Origin of the sequence: Desulfoglaeba alkanexedens ALDC (assembly GCF_005377625.1) — a bacterium.
In the GTDB taxonomy this organism is placed as follows: domain Bacteria; phylum Desulfobacterota; class Syntrophobacteria; order Syntrophobacterales; family DSM-9756; genus Desulfoglaeba; species Desulfoglaeba alkanexedens.
Genome location: NZ_CP040098.1, coordinates 3,122,051 through 3,141,860, shown reverse-complemented (window position 1 = coordinate 3,141,860; position 19,810 = coordinate 3,122,051). Strand labels below are relative to the sequence as shown.

The following is a 19,810-nucleotide window of genomic DNA, read 5'->3' as shown; positions in this document are numbered from 1 at the left end:
GTCCGAAGGACGGCCCCGATTTGAGGGGATTGAGACAATTCATTGACAGAGGATGCCGGGATAAGAAAAGTCTCAAGGTCCGAAGGACGGCCCCGATTTGAGGGGATTGAGACATGTAGGCATCCGAGCAGCAACACATCCCACACTTGGGTCCGAAGGACGGCCCCGATTTGAGGGGATTGAGACTCTCCAGCCGCAGGCGCTGATTCTCGAACTTCAGCTTGTCCGAAGGACGGCCCCGATTTGAGGGGATTGAGACTCTCAACTATCTTCCTCTGGTCATCAGTGAGGCTGTGTCCGAAGGACGGCCCCGATTTGAGGGGATTGAGACTCTCAACTATCTTCCTCTGGTCATCAGTGAGGCTGTGTCCGAAGGACGGCCCCGATTTGAGGGGATTGAGACTTGAAGTTCCCATTGGATATATCGGGTGTTAAGAATTGTCCGAAGGACGGCCCCGATTTGAGGGGATTGAGACTAATGCCTGTCCCAAGTGCGTGCTGGAATGCTCCTGGCGTCCGAAGGACGGCCCCGATTTGAGGGGATTGAGACCTCGAGCAAAAGCCCGAGCAGGGTTGCTGAGTCGTCCGAAGGACGGCCCCGATTTGAGGGGATTGAGACGCGACACCGTCGCTGGAATTTGTTGCCACAGGTCCCTGAGGGTCCGAAGGACGGCCCCGATTTGAGGGGATTGAGACATTCGATCGAACCCTCCGCGGTACTTGATTCGATTCGGTCCGAAGGACGGCCCCGATTTGAGGGGATTGAGACTGCATGGGCACCTCCAATTGATGTTGACGGACAGAGCGTCCGAAGGACGGCCCCGATTTGAGGGGGATTGAGACCTGATTGTTCAAGCCGTCACCGTCGATATGGTCGGTCCGAAGGACGGCCCCGATTTGAGGGGATTGAGACGATGCTTTGCCCGCACCGCCTCCAACTCCGCTGTGAAGTCCGAAGAACGGCCCCGATTTGAGGGGATTGAGACAGGGATCCCCTGCTGGAGCTTGCTGATGGCAGTTTCGTCCGAAGGACGGCCCCGATTTGAGGGGATTGTGGCCCTGTCCGGCGCGGCGGGTGAATACGCGCTCGTCTTCGAGCCGTTGAACGAGGCTGGATCCGGCAAGCCGGTCATCGTAAATGTCTGGCGGGCGACACCAATTCCCGGAGCAGATCGCCTTTGGGTGAAGAGCGCGCATGAAAATAGGGTCGTCGAGTTTGCGAAAACGAAACCCTTCAAGGCTCGCTTTCTCAAGCATTTGCAGAGGCTTCGGGAATTGCTGGGCGGGCGCGATTCGGCGCGGCGAAAACGAACACCCTCATCGGAGACGGCTATGCCGGCCTCGAGGTCGACGGCAAGGCCCCCAAGGACACGTCTAAGAATTTGGCAGCGTTCTAAAGTGGTGACCTTAACCAAAAAGGTTAACGAAGGTCAAAAAATCCCCCTCTCTCCCCTCCCCTTAATCCCCTCCCACAAGGGGAGGGGAAATGGAATTTTGCATCAAATATTAGGTCTATTATTTTCTACGCTACCAAGAGTTTGTCCAAAAACAAGCTCATGAAAAGGGGGGGCTCTGAGCTGCCTTGCAGGCTCGCCGATTACGCCCGGCCGAATCGAGTTCGTTATCCTACGGACGGGTCGTTCGCCTCCCGTTGCTCCCCACCCCGCCTCACGGCGACGCAGTTACGTCGGTTCATCGCGGCGAGGGCGCCGCTCCCACATGGGGCGCCGCTCCCACAAGAGCGCGGTTGCTTCTATAGGAGCCGGCGCGACCGGCCGATCCGCATCAAGGTGACGGCGTTTACCCGGCGGATGAGGATATCGGTGACCCAGGAAAACCGCAGAAGCTCCTTGCGGGTCACCTGCGAGCATTCGAGGAGGTTCATTCGAAGGTTGGGATGGGACTTGTTGAGGGGAAGATCGTTCACGAATCGGAAGTAATGGAGGGTTTCGGGGTTGTCTTCCGCTGCGTCCCAGAACTCCACAGCCCGGCTATCGGCGATGGCCTCGTCGGCCTTTTCCAAGAGGAAAGCGTGATCGCCGGGTTTAACCGAAAGGTGGAAGTCACCTTGGGAGATAACAGTAACTGCACCCCTATAATTTTGATCCCCAAACCGGTCAGGTCGTCAGACAGGGCCATTTGGTCATATATGGTTAATGGTCATATATGATCACTTCCAATGACCCTTTCCGCACTTTCCACTCACGCCTGTTCAGCCAAATCTCCTAATTAAAACAGCTAAATAAGATTACATGCGATTTCAGGCATGGATTTTGAGTAGATAGACCATAGAGTCGGTAAACGGCATACAAAGAACACGGCTATCATGGAGGCTGGCATCATGTTTTGGGGCCTAAAAAAGAAAATTGGCGATGGTTGTAATTTCACCATAAAACTCAAGATCGGCTTTACCGGAAGGCGGTTGCCATGATCATCATTCGAATCACCATGGAGACGTTACCCGAAAAGCAAAAAGAGGTGGTGCAAACAATTCTCTCGTTGATGGCCTCCATGGAAAGACAGGCGGGTTGCCTCAGCTATGCGCTTTTATGCGAGATAAGGGACAAAAATCTGCTTTGCGTGCTCGAGGAATGGGAGAGCCGCGAGAAGCTGGACACTTATCTAAAGTCTGACGTCTTCGGTGTTTTGCTGGGAACAAAAAGTCTATTGCGCCAGGCACACAGCATCCAAATTCACACTGTCCGAAAAACCGAAGGGATGGAAGCTGTGCTCGCTGTACGTGCTACAAAAGACGATAATTTCAGAAAGGGGGATAGACAATGAACATGTTGTTAATATACGCAAAATTTCCCGAAACCTTCTGGTCATTTCCCCTCGTTCCCAAGCTCCAGCTTGGGAACGGCCTCACCGAAGCTGGAGCTTCTGCACACTTGTGTTCCCAAGCTGGAGCTTGGGAACAAGAAGCAAAAGAGGTGCACCCCATCAAGAAGAAATCTGCCTTCCCTCCGCTTGGTTTTGAGGATCTGGCCTGGGTAGATCATTGCTTTTTGGGCGCAATGGCCATTCAGCGCAAATCGGTTGCCCAGATCATCGCGTGCTGCAAGGCGATGGAATTGAAGATCGTGGGGGGCGGACCGCTTTTTACGGCGGAGCCGGATACCTTTTCATTAACAGAAAGCATAGCTTTGAATATGGATCTACAAGATCGGAACCGGGAGGATTTTCATGAAGCCTAAAAAAATTATCGGAGTGAGCCTGGCCGGATTGGTGCTTTTGTTCATCGTGCAGAATGTAGCTGTCATGAATCTGCGGTTTTTATTCTGGACGCTGTCGATGTCCGGTGCCTTGTTGATGCTCCTGGTTCTATCGGTGGGCGTCATCCTGGGCTGGCTGCTCCACGGCGGCTTCGGCAGAAGGAAAAGCAACGCCGAATTCTCTGATGGCTGACAGGCAACCCAGAGCGCGGGAAGTGTTGGGCGTGGCAACGGTCATGATAAACGGTCACATCATCATCCACTAGAAGGAGGAATCCATGAAATGGAGCATAAGAGACCACGTGGAAGGCAAGCTTCACCGGGTCAAGGGTAAGATCAAGGAGGTCGCCGGCAAAATCGCCGACAACCCTGAACTGGAAATCGAAGGAAAAGGTGAAAACGCAGCCGGCAAGGTTCAAGAGAAAGCCGGAGATATCAAGAAGGTCGTTGGGAAGTAACCATTGACACCTGTCAATGGGATTTGACGGGATCAGAAAGGAGTCTGCCATGCTTTGGACTATATTTGTAATTCTGTTGGTTCTCTGGGCGTTGGGATTATTGACCGGCTACACCCTGGGGGGCATCATTCATGCCCTGCTGGTGATTGCCCTCATTGTGATCCTGATCCAGGTGATTCAAGGGCGCCGATGATTGTGATCCGCCGATGCCATGTCGGCCAAAATGAAATATCTAAGAAAGGAGAGCCGATCATGAACACGAAACGCACGATTATTGGCAGTTTGGTCGCTTGCATCGTTTTTTTCACCTTTTTGAGCTGCTCACCGACATCAGAAAAGTCCAGTACCGGAGAATATATTGACGATTCGGTCATCACGACCAAAGTCAAGGCGTTGCTGGCTGAGGACGATTTCCTCGAGTCCTTCCAGATCAGCGTCGAGACTTACAAGGGAGTCGTTCAATTGAGCGGCTTTGTCGATACGCAGGATGCCGCTGCCAAGGCGGGACAAATCGCGCGCAGCGTCGAGGGGGTTAAATCCGTCAAGAATGATCTGATCGTGAAATAGCGAAAGGAGGGTTACCAAAGCGTCAAAGAGGTCAAATCGGTCCAAAACAACCTCATTGTCAAGGGCTGGTGATCCTCGATCCACTTGCGGAACGTCGGATCGGGTCCATTGTCGGACCCGATCCGATGATTCCAACAGGACCGTCAGCTTCCGCTGAAGCTGCACGGGGAGGCGCTGGCGAACTCCCATAAACTGAGTACGAGGCACGCTTCGGACCGGCTGTTGCCGCGGCTTACGGAAAACGAAGGCGTTTTGATGGCGACCTGCAACCTATTAACGGAGGCCATCAAGGCCAAGCAGCGGATCGACCCGGCCGGCGAATGGTTGCTCGATAATTTCTATCTGATCGAGGAGCAGATCCGAACGGCCAGACGACACTTGCCCAAGGGGTACAGCCGGGAACTGCCGCGTCTCTTGAACGCGCCATCGGCCGGGCTTCCCCGCATCTACGATATCGCCCTGGAGATTATCGCCCACGGCGATGGGCGGGTGGATCCGGAAAATCTGAGCAGTTTCGTGGCCGCCTACCAGTCGGTGACCATCCTCAAGATCGGTGAATTGTGGGCCATCCCCATCATGCTGCGTCTGGCCCTGATCGAGAATCTGCGCCGGGTGGCCGCCCGGATCGCCGCGGGCAGGATCGAGCGCAACCGGGCCAATCACTGGGCCGAGCTGATGACGGAGATAGCCGGCCGGGACCCCAAGAGCCTGATTCTGGCGGTCGCCGACATGGCCCGTGCCAAGCCCCCGATGGTGAGCGCGTTTGTCGCCGAGCTGACGCGCTTGCTGCAGAGCCAAGGCTCTGCTCTATCCTTGCCCCTCACCTGGATTGAACAGCGTCTGTCCGAGTCCGGCCAGACCATCGAACAACTGGTGCACAGGGAAACCCAACAACAAGCGGCGGATCAGGTTTCCATGAGCAACAGTATCGGCAGCTTGCGTTTCCTGGGGGCGATGGCGTGGCGTGAGTTCGTCGAAACCATGAGCATCGTCGAGCAGACCCTGCGTGAGGATCCCGGAGACGTATACGGCAAGATGGATTTTGCCACCCGTGATCGCTACCGTCACGTCGTAGAGAAGATTGCCAAGCGCAGTCCGCACGCCGAGAGCGAGGTGGCACGCCGGGCGATCCATCTGGCGCAAGAGAGCGCGGCCGCCAAAGGCGGCTCAGACCGTGAAGCGCATGTCGGGTTCTATCTGATCGACGAAGGATTGACCCGGCTCGAAGGCATGGCGCGGGTGCGCTTGTCGTTCGCCGAAATGCTGCGCAAAATCGGCGGCCGCTTTTCTTTGCCGCTTTATGGCGGCGCCATCCTGTTGCTGACGGCAATTTTCTCCGGCTGCCTCGCGGCCAGGGCCCATAGCGCCGGATTGCCGGTTTGGGCGCTCGGGTTGTTTGGATTGCTCTGGCTTGTGTGCACCAGTCATCTGGCGGTGGCCCTGGTAAACTGGCTGGCGACGGCCCTGGCGACGCCGCTTCCGCTGCCGCGCATGGACTTTTCCCATGGAATTCCCTCGGAACTGCGCACGCTGGTGGTGGTCCCGGCGATGCTCACCGGCACGAAAAACATCGAGGAACTGATCGAGGGCCTGGAAGTCCGCTTCCTGGCCAATCGGGATGACCACCTCCACTTCGGCCTGCTCACCGATTTTCGCGACGCCGTGGAAGAAACGCTGCCGGAAGACGAATTGCTGTTGCGGCTGACCCGTCAGAAAATCGAAGCGTTGAACAGCCGGTACCCGTGTCCGGAAGGTGATCGCTTCTTCCTGTTTCATCGCCCGCGTCGATGGAATCCGCACGACCGGATCTGGATGGGCTACGAGCGCAAGCGCGGCAAACTCACGGATTTAAATGCGCTTCTGCGCGGCGGGGCCCAGGGCGCCCCGATGGATCGCTTCGCCCTCGTGGTGGGTGACACCAGGGTCTTGGCGAACGTCAAGTACGTGATCACCCTGGACACCGATACCCAACTGGCGCGCGATTCAGCATGGCAGTTTGTGGGGGTCATGGCCCACCCGCTCAATCGTGCGCGTTACGACCCGGAGAAACAACGCGTCGTGGCGGGATACGGCATTCTCCAGCCGCGGGTGGCGGTGAGCCTTTCCGGCAAGAACCGGTCACGGTATGCGCACCTGTGCGCCAGTGATTCCGGCATCGATCCCTATACCCGCGCCGTTTCCGATGTGTACCAAGACCTGTTCGGTGAGGGCTCGTTCATCGGCAAGGGCATCTATGAGGTGGATGCTTTCGAACGGGCCATGGCGGGGCGTTTCCCGCCCAATCGCATCCTCAGCCATGATCTTCTGGAAGGTTGTTATGCCCGGGCCGGGCTGCTCAGCGATGTCGAGTTGTACGAGGAGTATCCATCCAGCTACAGTGCCGATGTGAACCGCCGGCATCGTTGGATTCGCGGCGACTGGCAGATTGCCCGCTGGCTGTTGCCGGATATCCCTGTTCCCAACAGGCGACGGCCCAAAAAATCGCTCTCGATGCTGTCCAGATGGAAGATCTTCGACAACCTGCGCCGCAGTCTGGTGGCCGCGGCGTTGACAGTCATGCTGCTGACGGGGTGGATCGTTTTCCCGTGGCCGTGGTTCTGGACCTGGGCGGTGATCGGCATCATCCTGATTCCCGCCTTATGCGCATCGACCCTGAAGACACTGCAGAAGTCCGACGATGTGACGCTGGGGCAGCACCTTGCCGCCGAGGCGCGCACGGCCCTGCGCAACGTCGTTCAAGCTGTATTCACCCTCGTATGTCTTCCCTATGAAGGGTTTTTCAGCCTGGATGCCGTGGCGCGCGCCGGTTGGCGGATGCTGATTTCACACCGGCAACTGCTCCAGTGGGATCTGTCGGGTGACGCGGACCGCCAAAACGGCACGCACTTGGCCGATTCCTGGCGAACCATGTGGTTTGCCCCGGTTCTGGCAGCCGCTACGACGATTTATCTGATCATATCAAGGCCGGCCGCCCTCGCCGTCGCAGGACCTGTCCTGTGCCTCTGGATGGCTTCGCCTGCCATCGCCTGGTGGATCAGCCAACCGCCCGCTCGCCGCCGGGAACGGCTGACGACGGATCAGACCCTCTTTCTGCGCCGGCTTGCGCGCAAAACCTGGGCCTTTTTCGAGACCTTCATCGGTCCGCAAGATCACTGGCTGCCGCCGGATAACTATCAGGCGCATCCCGATCCCGTGGTCGCCCACCGCACATCGCCGACCAACATGGGCCTCGCGCTGCTGGCCAATTTGTCCGCCTACGACTTCGGCTACCTTTCGGCCTGAAAGCTTCTCGATCGAACCACGAAGGCCCTCCACACCATGCTGACCCTGGAACGCCACCTGGGCCACTTCTACAACTGGTATGACACCCAATCCCTGCAACCGCTGCCGCCCCTCTATATCTCGTCGGTGGACAGCGGGAACCTGGCGGGTCATTTGCTGACACTTCAGCCGGGGCTGCTGGCCCTTGCCGATGACAAAATTCTATCGATGCGCTTGTTCGACGGCCTTGGCGACACCGTCGGCATTGTTGCCGATCTTGCGGCCGCCAATCCCAATGCCAATGCAGATACGCCGGCTCGGCTCGCCGGGCTTCAGCAGGCCCTGGCGTCCGCGGCCAGTTGCCCACCTTCTACCCTCATGGCGTGGAGATTGGTCCTGGAGCGGTTGACCGCCTCGGCCGCGGAGTTGGGTGCCGGCATCGAAGCGTTCGACGCGGACCCTGAAAGCCCGTTGAGATGGTGGGTCCGTGCCTTCGCCGAGCAATGTCGCGATGCCCTCGATGATTTTTCCCATCTTGCACCGTGGACAGATCCTTTGCCTTTCCGCGAATGCCTCGGCAGCTTTCCGGATCTCGAAGCGATCCCAACCCTGCGCGAACTGGCGCTTCTGGACCAAAAAATCCAGGCGGCCATAGCGCAGCGACCGGACTTTTTCGCAACGCCGGAGGCGCCCGTTTGGCGCAATGAACTGCAGAGCCTCGTCGCGGCAGCCGGTCGACGCGCCCGAACAAGGATTGCGGCCATCGAAGGGCTTGCGCTGCAATGCGACGCACTCGCGCGGATGGACTACGATTTTCTGTTTGACGAGAAGCGTCATCTGCTGACCATCGGCTATAATGTCGGTGAACACCGGTGCGACGCCGGTTACTACGATCTGCTGGCTTCGGAAGCACGGTTTGCCAGTTTCGTGGGGATTGCCCAGGGGAAGCTACCGCAGGAAAGCTGGTTCGCCTTGGCCCGTTTGCTCACCATCGCCGGAGGAGACCCGATCTTGCTGTCGTGGAGCGGTTCGATGTTCGAATACCTGATGCCGCTGCTGGTGATGCCGACCTACGAACACACCCTGCTCGATCAGACCTGCAAAACCGCGGTGGACAGCCAGATCGCCTACGGGAAAAAGCGTGGTGTGCCGTGGGGTGTTTCGGAATGCGGCTACAACGCCATCGATGCGCATTTCAACTACCAGTACCGCGCCTTCGGCGTACCCCGCCTGGGACTCAAACGGGGTCTGGCGGAGGACTTGGTGATTGCGCCCTATGCCTCGATCCTGGCGCTGATGGTGGCGCCCGAGCGGGCATGTCTGAACCTTGAGCGACTCTCTGCCGAAGGCTTTGAAACCCGCTATGGCTTTTTCGAAGCCATCGATTACACCCCGTCACGTCTGCCGCCCGGACAATCCTACGCCATTGTCCGGTCCTTCATGGCCCATCACCAGGGCATGAGCCTGCTGGCATTGGCCCATTTGCTCCTGGACCGACCGATGCAGAGGCGGTTCGAGTCGGTGCCTTCGTTTCAAGCGACCCTGCTGCTTCTCCAGGAAAGGATTCCCAAGGCGTCCGCATTCTATGCGCACACCACCGATATTTCCGAGCACCATATGGTTTCCGGTGCCCCCGAAACGCCGATTCGGGTTTACACAAGCCCCGACTTGCCGACCCCGGCCGTGCAGTTGCTCTCCAACGGCCGCTACCACGTGATGATCACCAATGCCGGCGGCGGTTACAGCCGCTGGAAGGACCTGGCCGTCACGCGCTGGCGGGAAGACCGCACCTGCGACAATTGGGGCACCTTCTGCTACCTGCGCGACGTGACCAGCGGAAAGTTCTGGTCCACCGCATGTCAACCGACGCTCAAACGATCCAAGTCGTCCGAGGTGATCTTTTCGGAAGGACGCGCCGAGTTTCGTTCCCGCGACCACGGGTACGACACCCATACCGAGATCGCGGTCTCCATCGAGGATGACATCGAGCTGCGCCGCGTGCGCATCACCAACCGCGCGCGGATGCGCCGGTCCATCGACGTGACCAGTTATGCGGAAGTGGTCCTGGCGCCGCCGGCCGCCGATGCATTGCATCCGGCGTTCAGCAATCTGTTTGTGCAGACCGAGATCCTCAATCGGCAACACGCGATCCTGTGCACGCGCCGGCCTCGCTCCAACGGCGAGCAGACCCCCTGGATGTTGCATCTGATGGCCGTGCATGGCGCACAGATCGAAGATGTTTCCTATGAGACCGATCGCATGCAGTTCATCGGCCGGGGCAACTCCCTCGCCGATCCGCAAGCGATGCGCGGCGGTGGCAATTCTACTCCGGGGGCCCTCTCGGGGAGCGACGGCTCCGTGCTCGATCCGATTGTCGCCATCCGCTACCGGATCGTCCTGGATCCCGAAGCATCGGCGACCATCAATATCGTCTCCGGCATCGCTGGAACCCGTGAAGCCGCCCTACGCCTGGTGGAAAAATACCAGGATCGACGACTCGCCGACCGCGTTTTCGATCTGGCCTGGACCCATGGCCAGGTTCTGCTGCGGCAGCTCAACGCCTCACAGGCCGATGCGCAACTTTTCGGACGCCTGGCCGGTTCGATCATCTACCCCAATGCCGCGCTGCGAGCCGATCCGAGCGTCCTTAAACAAAATCGGCGGGGCCAGTCCGGGCTATGGGGTTACGGGATCTCCGGCGACCTGCCGATTGTGCTCCTGAGGATTGAAAATCCGGCCTATATCGAGCTGGTACGCCAACTCGTGCAAGCCCACGCCTACTGGCATCTCAAAGGGCTGGTGGTGGATTTGGTGATCTGGAACGAAGATCGCGCCGGTTACCGGCAACTGCTCCATGACCAGATCATGGAGATTATTGCCGCCAGTACCGAAGCCAACGTGATCGATCGCCCCGGAGGCATCTTCGTAAGACCCGCGGACCAGATCGCGGAGGGGGATCGCCTATTGATCCAATCGGTGGCGCGCGTCATCATCACCGACAGGCGGGGGGCGCTGGCGGACCAGATCGGTCGACTCGGTCCCCTGGAATCCGTGGCGCCGTTGCTTGCCCCGACCCGCATCCACCGCGCCGAACCCTTGACCGTGGACGCATTGCCTCGCCCCGATTTGGATTTTTTCAACGGGATAGGCGGATTTACCCCGGATGGTCGCGAATACGTCATGACCACCGCCCGCGGGCAGGTGACACCGGCGCCTTGGGTGAATGTGCTGGCCAACCCGCATTTCGGCAGCGTTATCTCCGAGAGCGGCCAGGCCTACACCTGGAGCGAGAATGCCCACGAATTCCGCCTGACGCCCTGGGGCAACGACCCTGTCGTTGATTCGAGCGGAGAAGCTTTATACCTGCGCGATGAAGAGCGCGGCCACTTCTGGTCGCCTACGCCCCTGCCCTGCCGTGGAGCCACGCCCTACGTCACCCGGCACGGCTTCGGCTACAGCGTCTTCGAGCACACCGAGCGCGGCATCCATTCAGAGCTGTGGGTTTACGTCGCCCTGGACGCAGCCATCAAGTTCATGGTGCTCAAGGTGCGCAACACCTCGGGGCGACCCCGGCGGATCTCCGCCACCGGGTACGTGGAATGGGTCCTTGGCGACCTGCGGCCGCAATCGAGCATGCATGTCATCACTGAAATCGACCCGAACAGTGGCGCACTGTTTGCGCGCAACCCGTACAACACCGAGTTCCGGGACCGCGTTGCGTTCTTCGACGTAGACGATGCAACGCGCAGCGTAACCGGCAACCGGACCGAATTCCTGGGGCGCAACGGGTCGCTGCGGAATCCGGCCGCCATGTTACGGACCCATCTTTCCGGCAAGGTGGGCGCCGCGCTGGATCCCTGCGGTGCGATTCAGGTGAGCCTCGATCTGGCCGGCGGGCAGGAACGGGAGATTGTCTTCCGGCTTGGCGTCGGGCGCTCTGCCAACGATGCGCGCAACCTGGTCAATCGTTTCCGAGGATCCACCAGTGCGCGTGTCGTTCTCGGTGCGGTAGGGAAGTACTGGGCCCACACCCTGGGGGCGGTCAGTGTGGAAACGCCCGATCCGTCCTTGAACGTGATGGCCAACGGCTGGCTGTTGTACCAAACGCTGGCGTGCCGACTTTGGGCGCGCAGCGCCACCTACCAGTCGGGGGGCGCCTTCGGATTCCGCGATCAGTTGCAGGACGTGATGGCCCTCATCCACGCAAAGCCGCATCTGGTGCGCGAGCACCTGCTCGTGTGCGCGGCCCGTCAATTCCCGGAGGGCGACGTGCAGCACTGGTGGCACCCGCCGACAGGACGGGGAGTGCGCACGCGCTGTTCGGACGATTACCTCTGGCTGCCGCTGGCGACCTGCCGCTATGTTCGGACCACGGGGGATAGCGGGGTGTTGGATGAGCCCGTCCACTTCCTCGAGGGGCACCCGTTAAAAGACGATGAAGAATCCTATTACGATCAGCCCGGGCAGTCCGAAGAGACCCAGAGTCTTTACCAACACTGTGTCCGCGCCATCATGAAAAGCCTCAAATTCGGCGAGCACGGCCTGCCGTTGATCGGCTCGGGCGACTGGAACGACGGGATGAACCTGGTGGGCGTGGGCGGCAAGGGAGAAAGCGTGTGGTTGGGATTTTTCCTCTACGACGTGCTCACGCGTTTCAGCGAGATCGCCCGGGAACGGGGAGACGACGCCTTTGCCCAACGCTGCCGCAGAGAAGCGGATCGTCTGCGTGGCGATCTCGAGGCACATGGCTGGGACGGCGCGTGGTACCGGCGCGCCTATTTCGACGACGGCACGCCGCTTGGATCGTCGAGCAGCTCGGAATGTCAAATCGATTCGATCGCCCAGAGCTGGTCCGTGCTTTCAGGGGCGGGCGGTGACGCGCGTTCGCGGTTGGCCATGGAAGCGGTGGATGCGCGTCTTGTTCGCCGCGAGCATGGACTGATACAGCTCCTGGACCCGCCTTTCGACAAATCCGCCCTGGACCCCGGCTATATCAAAGGCTATGCCCCCGGCGTGCGGGAAAACGGCGGGCAGTACACCCACGCGGCCATCTGGGCGGCAATGGCCTTCGCCCGCCTGGGGGACAACCGGCACGCGTGGGAGCTGTTTCGCATGATCAATCCGGTGAACCACGCCCGATCGGCCGAGGAAGCGGCCACCTACAAAGTGGAACCCTACGTCGTCGCCGCGGACGTCTATGCGGTGCCGCCGCACACCGGCCGCGGCGGGTGGACCTGGTACACGGGTTCGGCGGCCTGGATGTATCGACTCATCGTGGAATCCCTTCTGGGCCTCAAGCGCCAAGGGGACAAGCTCTGGATTGCACCGCGCTTGCCCTCGGATTGGGAGGGATTCAAGGTGCATTACCGTTACCGGGAGACCATTTACCACATCAGGGTCCGGCAACCGGCCGCCGGCAAGGGGTGGATGCAGGTAACCGTGGATGGCATCGAGCAGCCCGATCAGAGCATTCCGCTTGTCGACGACCACCGGGAACACCGGGTGGAGGTCGAGACGCCGGTACCCGGGCATCCGGACCGGCTCGCAGATACCGATCTGAAAAATGGGACGACCGTGGGCATGTAGATAAATATGAAAAGATCCGGCAAGGGTGCGGATCTTTTAGAACGACATCCAGGGTGACCTTCTGAGGTAGATCCAGATGGCCTTGAAGCAGCAAGCGCATCAGCTCCGTTTCCCCTCGTTCCCAAGCTCAAGCTTGGGAACGCCCTGCCCGGGAAGCTCCAGCTTCCCTCCTGCTACAGCTGAAACTCGCTGTCTTTCTAGGGTGCTCGCCAGGATCTCGAAGTGGTCTTTCCCCTCGTTCCCAAGCTCTGGCTTGGGAACGGCCTCACCGAAGCTGGAGCTTCTGCACCGTTGTGTTCCCAAGCTGGAGCTTGGGAACAAGAAGTAAAAGATCTGCACCCAATTCACAATATTTTCATGCTTCGTTGTGACCCCACGGGGTCATGGGGGTTATTGATGCGATTCGGATTTTTTGATATTTCTTTCTAACCGTTTGATTCCATGCAAATAAACAGGGGCGGTATCAAATGGAAGAAAGTTTTCTGAAAATCCACAAGAGCATTCTGGGGTCCATTCGCGAGCCCTTGATCCTTTTGGGCCCGGACCTCAAAGTCATCACCGCAAACCCTTCTTTTTATCGTACATTCAATGTAAAGCCCGATGAAACAGAGGGCGTGCTGATTTATGACCTCGGCAATCGGCAATGGGACATCCCCAAGCTCCGGTTATTGCTTGAAAATATCCTTCCTCAAAATACCAGTTTCCATGATTTCGAGGTCGAGCATTCATTTCAGGATATCGGCCTGAAAATAATGCATTTGAACGCCAGACGGATATATATTGACGGCAGTCAAACCAAAATGGTTCTGCTGGCTGTCGAAGATGTGACCGAGCGCGAATATTACAAAAGACATCTTGAAGATATTGTCGAACAACGAACGGCCGAACTCAAAGAGGCAAACCAGGCGTTGGAGATCAGCCGGCAAAAAGCCGAGGCCGCCCTTTCTGAAATCAGGGTCTTGAAAGATCAGCTTGAAGCCGAGAGAGCTTATCTCCAGGAGGAAATCAAACAAGAATACAACTTTGAGAACATGGTCGGGCAAAGCGATGCCATCAACTATGTGTTTTTCAAAATTGAACAGATCGCCGCCACTGACACCAACATCTTGATCCTGGGCGAAACCGGAACCGGCAAGGAACTTGCTGCGCGCGCCATTCACGCCTCGAGCCTGCGCAAAGATCGCGCCCTGGTGAAGACGAATTGCGCGACCTTGCCTTTGCAGTTGATCGAAAGCGAACTTTTCGGTCATGAAAAGGGGCTTTCACCGGGGCGCATTCCAGGCGTTTGGGCCGTTTTGAAATCGCGGACGGGGCCACTCTTTTTTTGGATGAGATAGGGGAACTGCCATTGGGATTGCAGCCCAAGCTGCTCCAGGTAATTGATAGTGGTGAATTTGAGCGCCTGGGCAGCTCAGAAACGCGAAAGGTGGATGTCCGCATTATTGCCGCCACCAATCGCAATCTGGAAGAGGAAGTCCGTAAGGGCGCTTTCAGGGAAGATCTCTGGTACCGGTTGAATATTTTTCCGATCACCATGCCGCCGCTGCGTGATCGCTTGGAGGATATCCCTTTGCTGGTTCACTTCTTTGTCGACAAGATCACCAAGAGACTGGGCAAATCCATCCAGACGATTCCGGTGCACGTAATGGACACCCTGCTGCGATACCATTGGCCGGGCAATATTCGCGAGCTGGAAAATGTCCTCGAACGGGCGGTGATCAACTCTTCGGGCCCCAAGCTGCGGCTGGTGGATGATCTGAAACCAAGGCACGAGGATCCCCGTAAATCTGAACAAACACTCGAAAATTTCGAGCGCGAATATATCAAACGAGTGCTGGAACAGACGGGCTGGAAAGTGAGTGGCAAAAACAGCGCGGTTGAAATCCTGGGCTTGGACCGCAGTACCTTGCGCGCCCGCATGCGCAAACTCAACATAGACAAACGCTGATTTTTTCAATCCAGTCCGATTCAGCCCTCATCACACGACGCCAAAATCGAATCACCGCCCACCAAGCCGACTTTCATATCTCCGTTGTCCATTAGAACGACATCCAGGGTGGACCCTCAGAGGTAGATCCAGATGGCCTTGAAGCAGAAAGCGCATCAACTCCGTTTCCTATCGTTCCCTAGCTCCAGCTTGGGAACAAGGTCAAAAAATCGCCCTCTCCCTTGATGGGAGAGGGTTGGGGTGAGGGTGAGAAAATTAACGCATGTCAATCAGTTACATTCCCCTCCCCTTAATCCCCTCCCACAAGGGGAGGGGAAATAGAATTGTCAAAAAATCGCCCTCTCCCTTGATGGGAGAGGGTTGGGGTGAGGGTGAGAAAATTAACGCATGTCAATCAGTTACATTCCCCTCCCCTTAATCCCCTCCCACAAGGGGAGGGGAAATAGAATTGTCAAAAAATCCCCCTCTCCCTTGATGGGAGAGGGTTGGGGTGAGGGTGAGAAAATTAACGTATGTCAATCAGTTACATTCCCCTCCCCTTAATCCCCTCCCACAAGGGGAGGGGAAATAGAATTGTCAAAAAATCCCCCTCTCCCTTGATGGGAGAGGGTTGGGGTGAGGGTGAGAAAATTAACGCATGTCAATCAGTTACATTCCCCTCCCCTTAATCCCCTCCCACAAGGGGAGGGGAAATAGAATTGTCAAAAAATCCCCCTCTCCCTTGATGGGAGAGGGTTGGGGTGAGGGTGAGAAAATTAACGCATGTCAATCAGTTACATTCCCCTCCCCTTAATCCCCTCCCACAAGGGGAGGGGAAATAGAATTCCCCCCCCCCCTCGTTCTCAAGCTCTGGCTTGGGAACGGCCTCGTGGGAATCGAAGCTGGAGCTTCCGCACAGTTGTGTTCCCAACGGCGTCGTAACCATAGAACATTCCGATGCTTACCATCCATAAACCCTGCCATTTCCTATTTGCCCCTTCGGCCTTCATCTCTTAGAAACAGGCGGTGAACCCCATCCGCTCCGCGGATGGGCCGCGGCCTGCGTCTGGGCGTGATTCCCGGTACCGTGTCTTATGGAGGAGGCTGATGACGGCAAGCTACGAAGCCATGTGGGAGCGGCTGGGCCTGGATCTGGATGCCCATACGTCCCTGCTCGAGGTGTTGGGAAAGTTTTACGGCGACATCTACATGAGCCAACAGGGGCGATTGCGGGGTATGGAATACCTGGATTTTGTCGTGTCCGAGATCCACGGCCTTCGCATCCGGGAACTGGAGGAAGCCAGGGCTCAAGGACGTAAGGTGATCGGTACCTTTTGTGTTTTTGTGCCCGAAGAGATCGTCTGGGCGGCGGGCGGCATTCAGGTGGGGCTTTGCGCCGGGGCGGAAGCCGGCACGGAAGCGGCGGAAAAGATCCTTCCCCGCAACACGTGCGCCCTCATCAAGTCCTTCGTGGGTTTCAAGCTGGCCCGGCTGTGTCCGTTCACAGAATCGTGCGACATGATAGTGGGAGAAACCACCTGTGACGGCAAAAAAAAGGCCTACGAAATCTTTTCCGACCACGCCCCCGTCTACGTCATGGAGATCCCTCAGATGAAAGGCGCTGCGGACCGGGCGCTGTGGAAGGCGGAGGTGCTGCGTTTCAAAGAGGCCGTGGAGGATCTGACCGGCCGGTCCATCACCGCGGAAAACCTGAGTGAGGCCGTTCGCCTCATCAACCGGCGCCGGCGGGTGCTGCAGCGCCTCAATCGGCTTCGGGCGGCTCAGCCCGTTCCCATCTCCGGCCGCGATGTGCTGCTCATCAACCAGGTGAGTTTCTACGACGATCCGGATCGTTTTACGCAGAAGATCGGCGAGCTCTGCGACGAGCTGGAAGCAAAGGTCCGCCGCGGCGAAGGCGTGGCGGACGGTGCCGCTCGAGTCCTGCTTTCCGGATGCCCCATGGCGATTCCCAACTGGAAGCTTCCGTACATCATCGAATCTTCCGGGGCGGTGATGGTGGGCGAGGAATCGTGCATCGGAACCCGCAACACCCGTGACCTGGTGGACGAAAGCGGTAGAACCTTGGAAGAGATGCTGGATGCCATCGTGGAGCGATACATGAAGATCGACTGCGCCTGTTTTACGCCCAACACCGAGCGGCTGGAGCACATCGTGGACCTGGCGCGCGAGTTGGAGGTGAAAGGCGTGATCCACTACGGTCTGTCTTTCTGCCAGCCCTACGCCATGGAAAGCTTCAAGGTGGAAAAGGCCCTTCGCAATGCGGGCATCCCCATGCTGGCCGTCGAAACGGATTACAGCATGGAGGACGTGGAGCAGCTCAAAACCCGGGTTGAGGCCTTCGTGGAGATGATCCGTTAGGAGCTCATTCCGCCATGGCTGTTATCGGGATCGACATAGGAAGCCGCTCCATTGAGCGGGTTGTTTGGGACCCCGCCACCGGGCGCTGGAGCTGGGACAAGGTCCCCACCACCTTCGACCCGGTGGCCCAGTGCCGCAAGTTGCTGGCCGATGCCGACGGGTGCCCCGTGGTTGCCACCGGTTACGGCCGGCGTTTGGTGGCGGAACACTTTCCGGGGCTTTCGGTCCGAACCATCACCGAAATTCAGGCCTACGCCCGGGGAGTGCACCACTTGGTCCCCGAGGCCCGGACCGTTTTGGATATCGGCGGTCAGGACACCAAGGTCATCGCCCTGTCCCGGGAAGGCGCGGTGGTCCGATTCGAAATGAACGATCGATGCGCCGCCGGCACAGGAAAGTTCCTGGAATTCATGGCGTCTTCGCTTCAGGTTCCGCTGGAAGTATTTGGGGACTTTGCTCTGGAAGCGGACAAACAGGTGACCCTCAACAGTATGTGCACCGTCTTCGCCGAGTCGGAAGCCACTTCCTTGATGGCGCGGGGAGAAAGGCCGCAAAACATCGCCATGGCCCTGCATCAAGCCGTGGTGCGACGGACTCTGGCCATGCTGCGCCGCGTGGGCGGGGAGCGGCCCGTGGTGTTCGCGGGCGGCGTGGCCCACAACCGCTGCATCGTTCGTCTCATAGGCGATTCGCTCGGCGGCGGCTTGATCCTGGCCGAAGACCCTGACGTGGTGGGTGCCTTGGGCGCCGCCCTGGCGGGTGCCCTTCCATGAACCTGCCTCCTTGGTCAACGAAGACGTGAAGTGGTGGTGTCCCACGATCTGGAGCAGGTCCAGCGCCTCTCCGATCAGGCATACGAGGTGGTGGAAGGGACCCTCGAGCCTCTGGCTTGAACACCGTCCAGCCGTGGGCAGGTCCCCCAGGTTCGGCGGACTTTCCATTGACGACCGCAGCGCGCAGAAGTTAGAAAGAGATTATTGCAAAAGGTAAAGGAATTGGTAGCGTTCTAAAGTGGAGACCTTAAGCAAAAAGGTTAACGAAGGTCAAAAAGATCCCCTTCTCCCCCTCCCCTTAATCCCCTCCCACAAGGGGAGGGGAAATAGAATTGTCAAAAAAATCCCCCTCTCCCTTGATGGGAGAGGGTTGGGGTGAGGGTGAGAAAATTAACGCATGTCAATCAGTTACATTCCCCTCCCCTTAATCCCCTCCCACAAGGGGACGGGAAATAGAATTGTCAAAAAAATCCCCCTCTCCCTTGATGGGAGAGGGTTGGGGTGAGGGTGAAAAAATTAACGCATGTCAATCAGTTACATTCCCCTCCCCTTAATCCCCTCCCACAAGGGGAGGGGAAATAGAATTTGGCGTCAAATTTTAGGCTCGATTTCGTCGTGACAGACCGATCCGTCTCGGGGGAGAAGGGGAAATAGAATTTGCCATCAAATATTAGGTCTATTATTCTCTACGCTACCAAGGAATCTCAGGCGGGGAAACCATGCCGCAGACCACAGGCCAGGGAATCACCAGCGAGATCTACAAGGCGATCGTTGCGATCGTAGACGACCGGGTGCGTGAAATCCGCGTGACCCGCGAGGAGTTCGACGATCTCAAACAGGTGGTCCGCGAACTGGCTCAAGCCCAAGCCCGTACCGAGCAGCGCCTCGATCGACTGGCTGAAAAAATCGAGGAACTGGCGGAGGCTCAAAAACGCACCGAGGCTAGGGTCGAGGAACTGGCGGAGGCTCAAAAACGCACCGAGGCTAGGGTCGAGGAACTGGCGGAGGCTCAAAAACGCACCGAGGCTAGGGTCGAAGAATTGGCGGAAGCCCAGAAAAAGACGGAAGTCATGTTGGCCAGACTCACCGACGAACACCGCAGGACACGGGAAATGCTCGGCGGCTTGGCCCACACGGTGGGATACCGCCTGGAAGACGAAGCCATCTGGGCCTTGCCGCATCTTTTGGCCCGCGACTTCGGGATGGAGATCGATGGGCAGCTGGTCTGCACCTTCCTGGAGACGGCGCCCAATCGCTACGTGGAAGTGAACATCTGGGGTTACGGCGTTCTGAACGGCCGGCGGGTGGCCATCCTCGGCGAAGCCAAGTCTCAGCTTAAAAAGCGCGATGTGGACGGATTCCTCAAGACCATGGCGAGGGTCCGGGAAATTTCGGGCATGGAAGTCTTTCCGGTTCTCGTCACATACCAGGTATCCCCCAAGGTGAAACAGGCCGCTGCCGAAAAGGGCATGAAGGTCTACCTATCCTACGAGCTTCGAGTTTCCCACGGATCCTCGTGACAGCCGATGGGAGAGAGTCGTTGCTTTAGAGCGCGTGGCGGATCGGTTCCCGCCTTTTGTCGGAATTCCCTGGCATTGTCTTCCGCCGAGAGCGTGTCCGAGAATAGGTTTCAGGGGCCTTTTG

General features: G+C 58.1%; 10 protein-coding genes, 2 pseudogenes and 1 CRISPR repeat array (1 of these 13 only partly in view). Of the genes and pseudogenes, 11 read left to right on the top strand and 1 reads right to left on the bottom strand.

What is annotated here, in order from left to right:
- A CRISPR array of direct repeats spans window positions 1–1,058; the repeat unit is 36 nt; unit sequence GTCCGAAGGACGGCCCCGATTTGAGGGGATTGAGAC; it reaches 7,257 nt to the left of the window's first position.
- Between the two features lie 695 nt (window positions 1,059–1,753).
- A complete protein-coding gene (locus FDQ92_RS14120) occupies window positions 1,754–2,023 on the bottom strand; it encodes a hypothetical protein (RefSeq protein ID WP_137425486.1) in 270 nt (89 codons plus the stop codon).
- 404 nt (window positions 2,024–2,427) lie between these two features.
- Between FDQ92_RS14120 and FDQ92_RS14115 the strand changes: the two genes are divergently transcribed.
- The 11 genes and pseudogenes from FDQ92_RS14115 (at window position 2,428) to FDQ92_RS14065 (ending at window position 19,686) form a co-directional block, all read left to right on the top strand.
- Complete coding sequence (locus FDQ92_RS14115) at window positions 2,428–2,784, top strand: antibiotic biosynthesis monooxygenase family protein (protein ID WP_137425485.1); 357 nt, start codon at window positions 2,428–2,430, stop codon at window positions 2,782–2,784.
- Entirely contained in the window at window positions 2,781–3,197 is a 417-nt protein-coding gene (locus FDQ92_RS14110; RefSeq protein ID WP_137425484.1) for a hypothetical protein, read from the top strand. Before FDQ92_RS14115 ends, FDQ92_RS14110 begins: the two co-directional genes overlap by 4 nt.
- Window positions 3,187–3,408 carry a lipopolysaccharide assembly protein LapA domain-containing protein gene (locus FDQ92_RS14105; protein WP_137425483.1) on the top strand — a complete coding sequence of 74 codons (222 nt, stop codon included), beginning with the start codon at window positions 3,187–3,189 and terminating at the stop codon, window positions 3,406–3,408. Before FDQ92_RS14110 ends, FDQ92_RS14105 begins: the two co-directional genes overlap by 11 nt.
- A gap of 85 nt (window positions 3,409–3,493) precedes the next feature.
- Window positions 3,494–3,673: a CsbD family protein gene (locus tag FDQ92_RS14100; RefSeq protein ID WP_137425482.1), complete on the top strand. Its 180-nt coding sequence runs from the start codon at window positions 3,494–3,496 to the stop codon at window positions 3,671–3,673.
- Between the two features lie 49 nt (window positions 3,674–3,722).
- On the top strand, window positions 3,723–3,866 hold the full coding sequence (locus FDQ92_RS14095; protein WP_137425481.1) for a lmo0937 family membrane protein: 144 nt from the start codon (window positions 3,723–3,725) through the stop codon (window positions 3,864–3,866).
- 59 nt (window positions 3,867–3,925) lie between these two features.
- Complete coding sequence (locus tag FDQ92_RS14090; RefSeq protein ID WP_137425480.1) at window positions 3,926–4,240, top strand: BON domain-containing protein; 315 nt, start codon at window positions 3,926–3,928, stop codon at window positions 4,238–4,240.
- A gap of 153 nt (window positions 4,241–4,393) precedes the next feature.
- Window positions 4,394–13,087: pseudogene (locus FDQ92_RS16355) on the top strand (glycoside hydrolase family 94 protein); the annotation flags it as partial.
- A 467-nt stretch (window positions 13,088–13,554) separates the two neighbouring features.
- Window positions 13,555–15,035 (top strand): annotated as a pseudogene (locus FDQ92_RS16350) (sigma-54 interaction domain-containing protein).
- A gap of 1,086 nt (window positions 15,036–16,121) precedes the next feature.
- Window positions 16,122–17,393, top strand: coding sequence for a double-cubane-cluster-containing anaerobic reductase (locus tag FDQ92_RS14075; protein WP_137425479.1), 1,272 nt, complete (start codon window positions 16,122–16,124; stop codon window positions 17,391–17,393).
- A gap of 14 nt (window positions 17,394–17,407) precedes the next feature.
- Window positions 17,408–18,166, top strand: a complete 759-nt coding sequence (locus tag FDQ92_RS14070; RefSeq protein WP_137425478.1) for an acyl-CoA dehydratase activase — start codon at window positions 17,408–17,410, stop codon at window positions 18,164–18,166.
- Window positions 18,167–18,885: 719 nt separating this feature from the next.
- On the top strand, window positions 18,886–19,686 hold the full coding sequence (locus FDQ92_RS14065; protein ID WP_137425477.1) for a chordopoxvirus fusion protein: 801 nt from the start codon (window positions 18,886–18,888) through the stop codon (window positions 19,684–19,686).
- Window positions 19,687–19,810 lie beyond the last annotated feature (124 nt).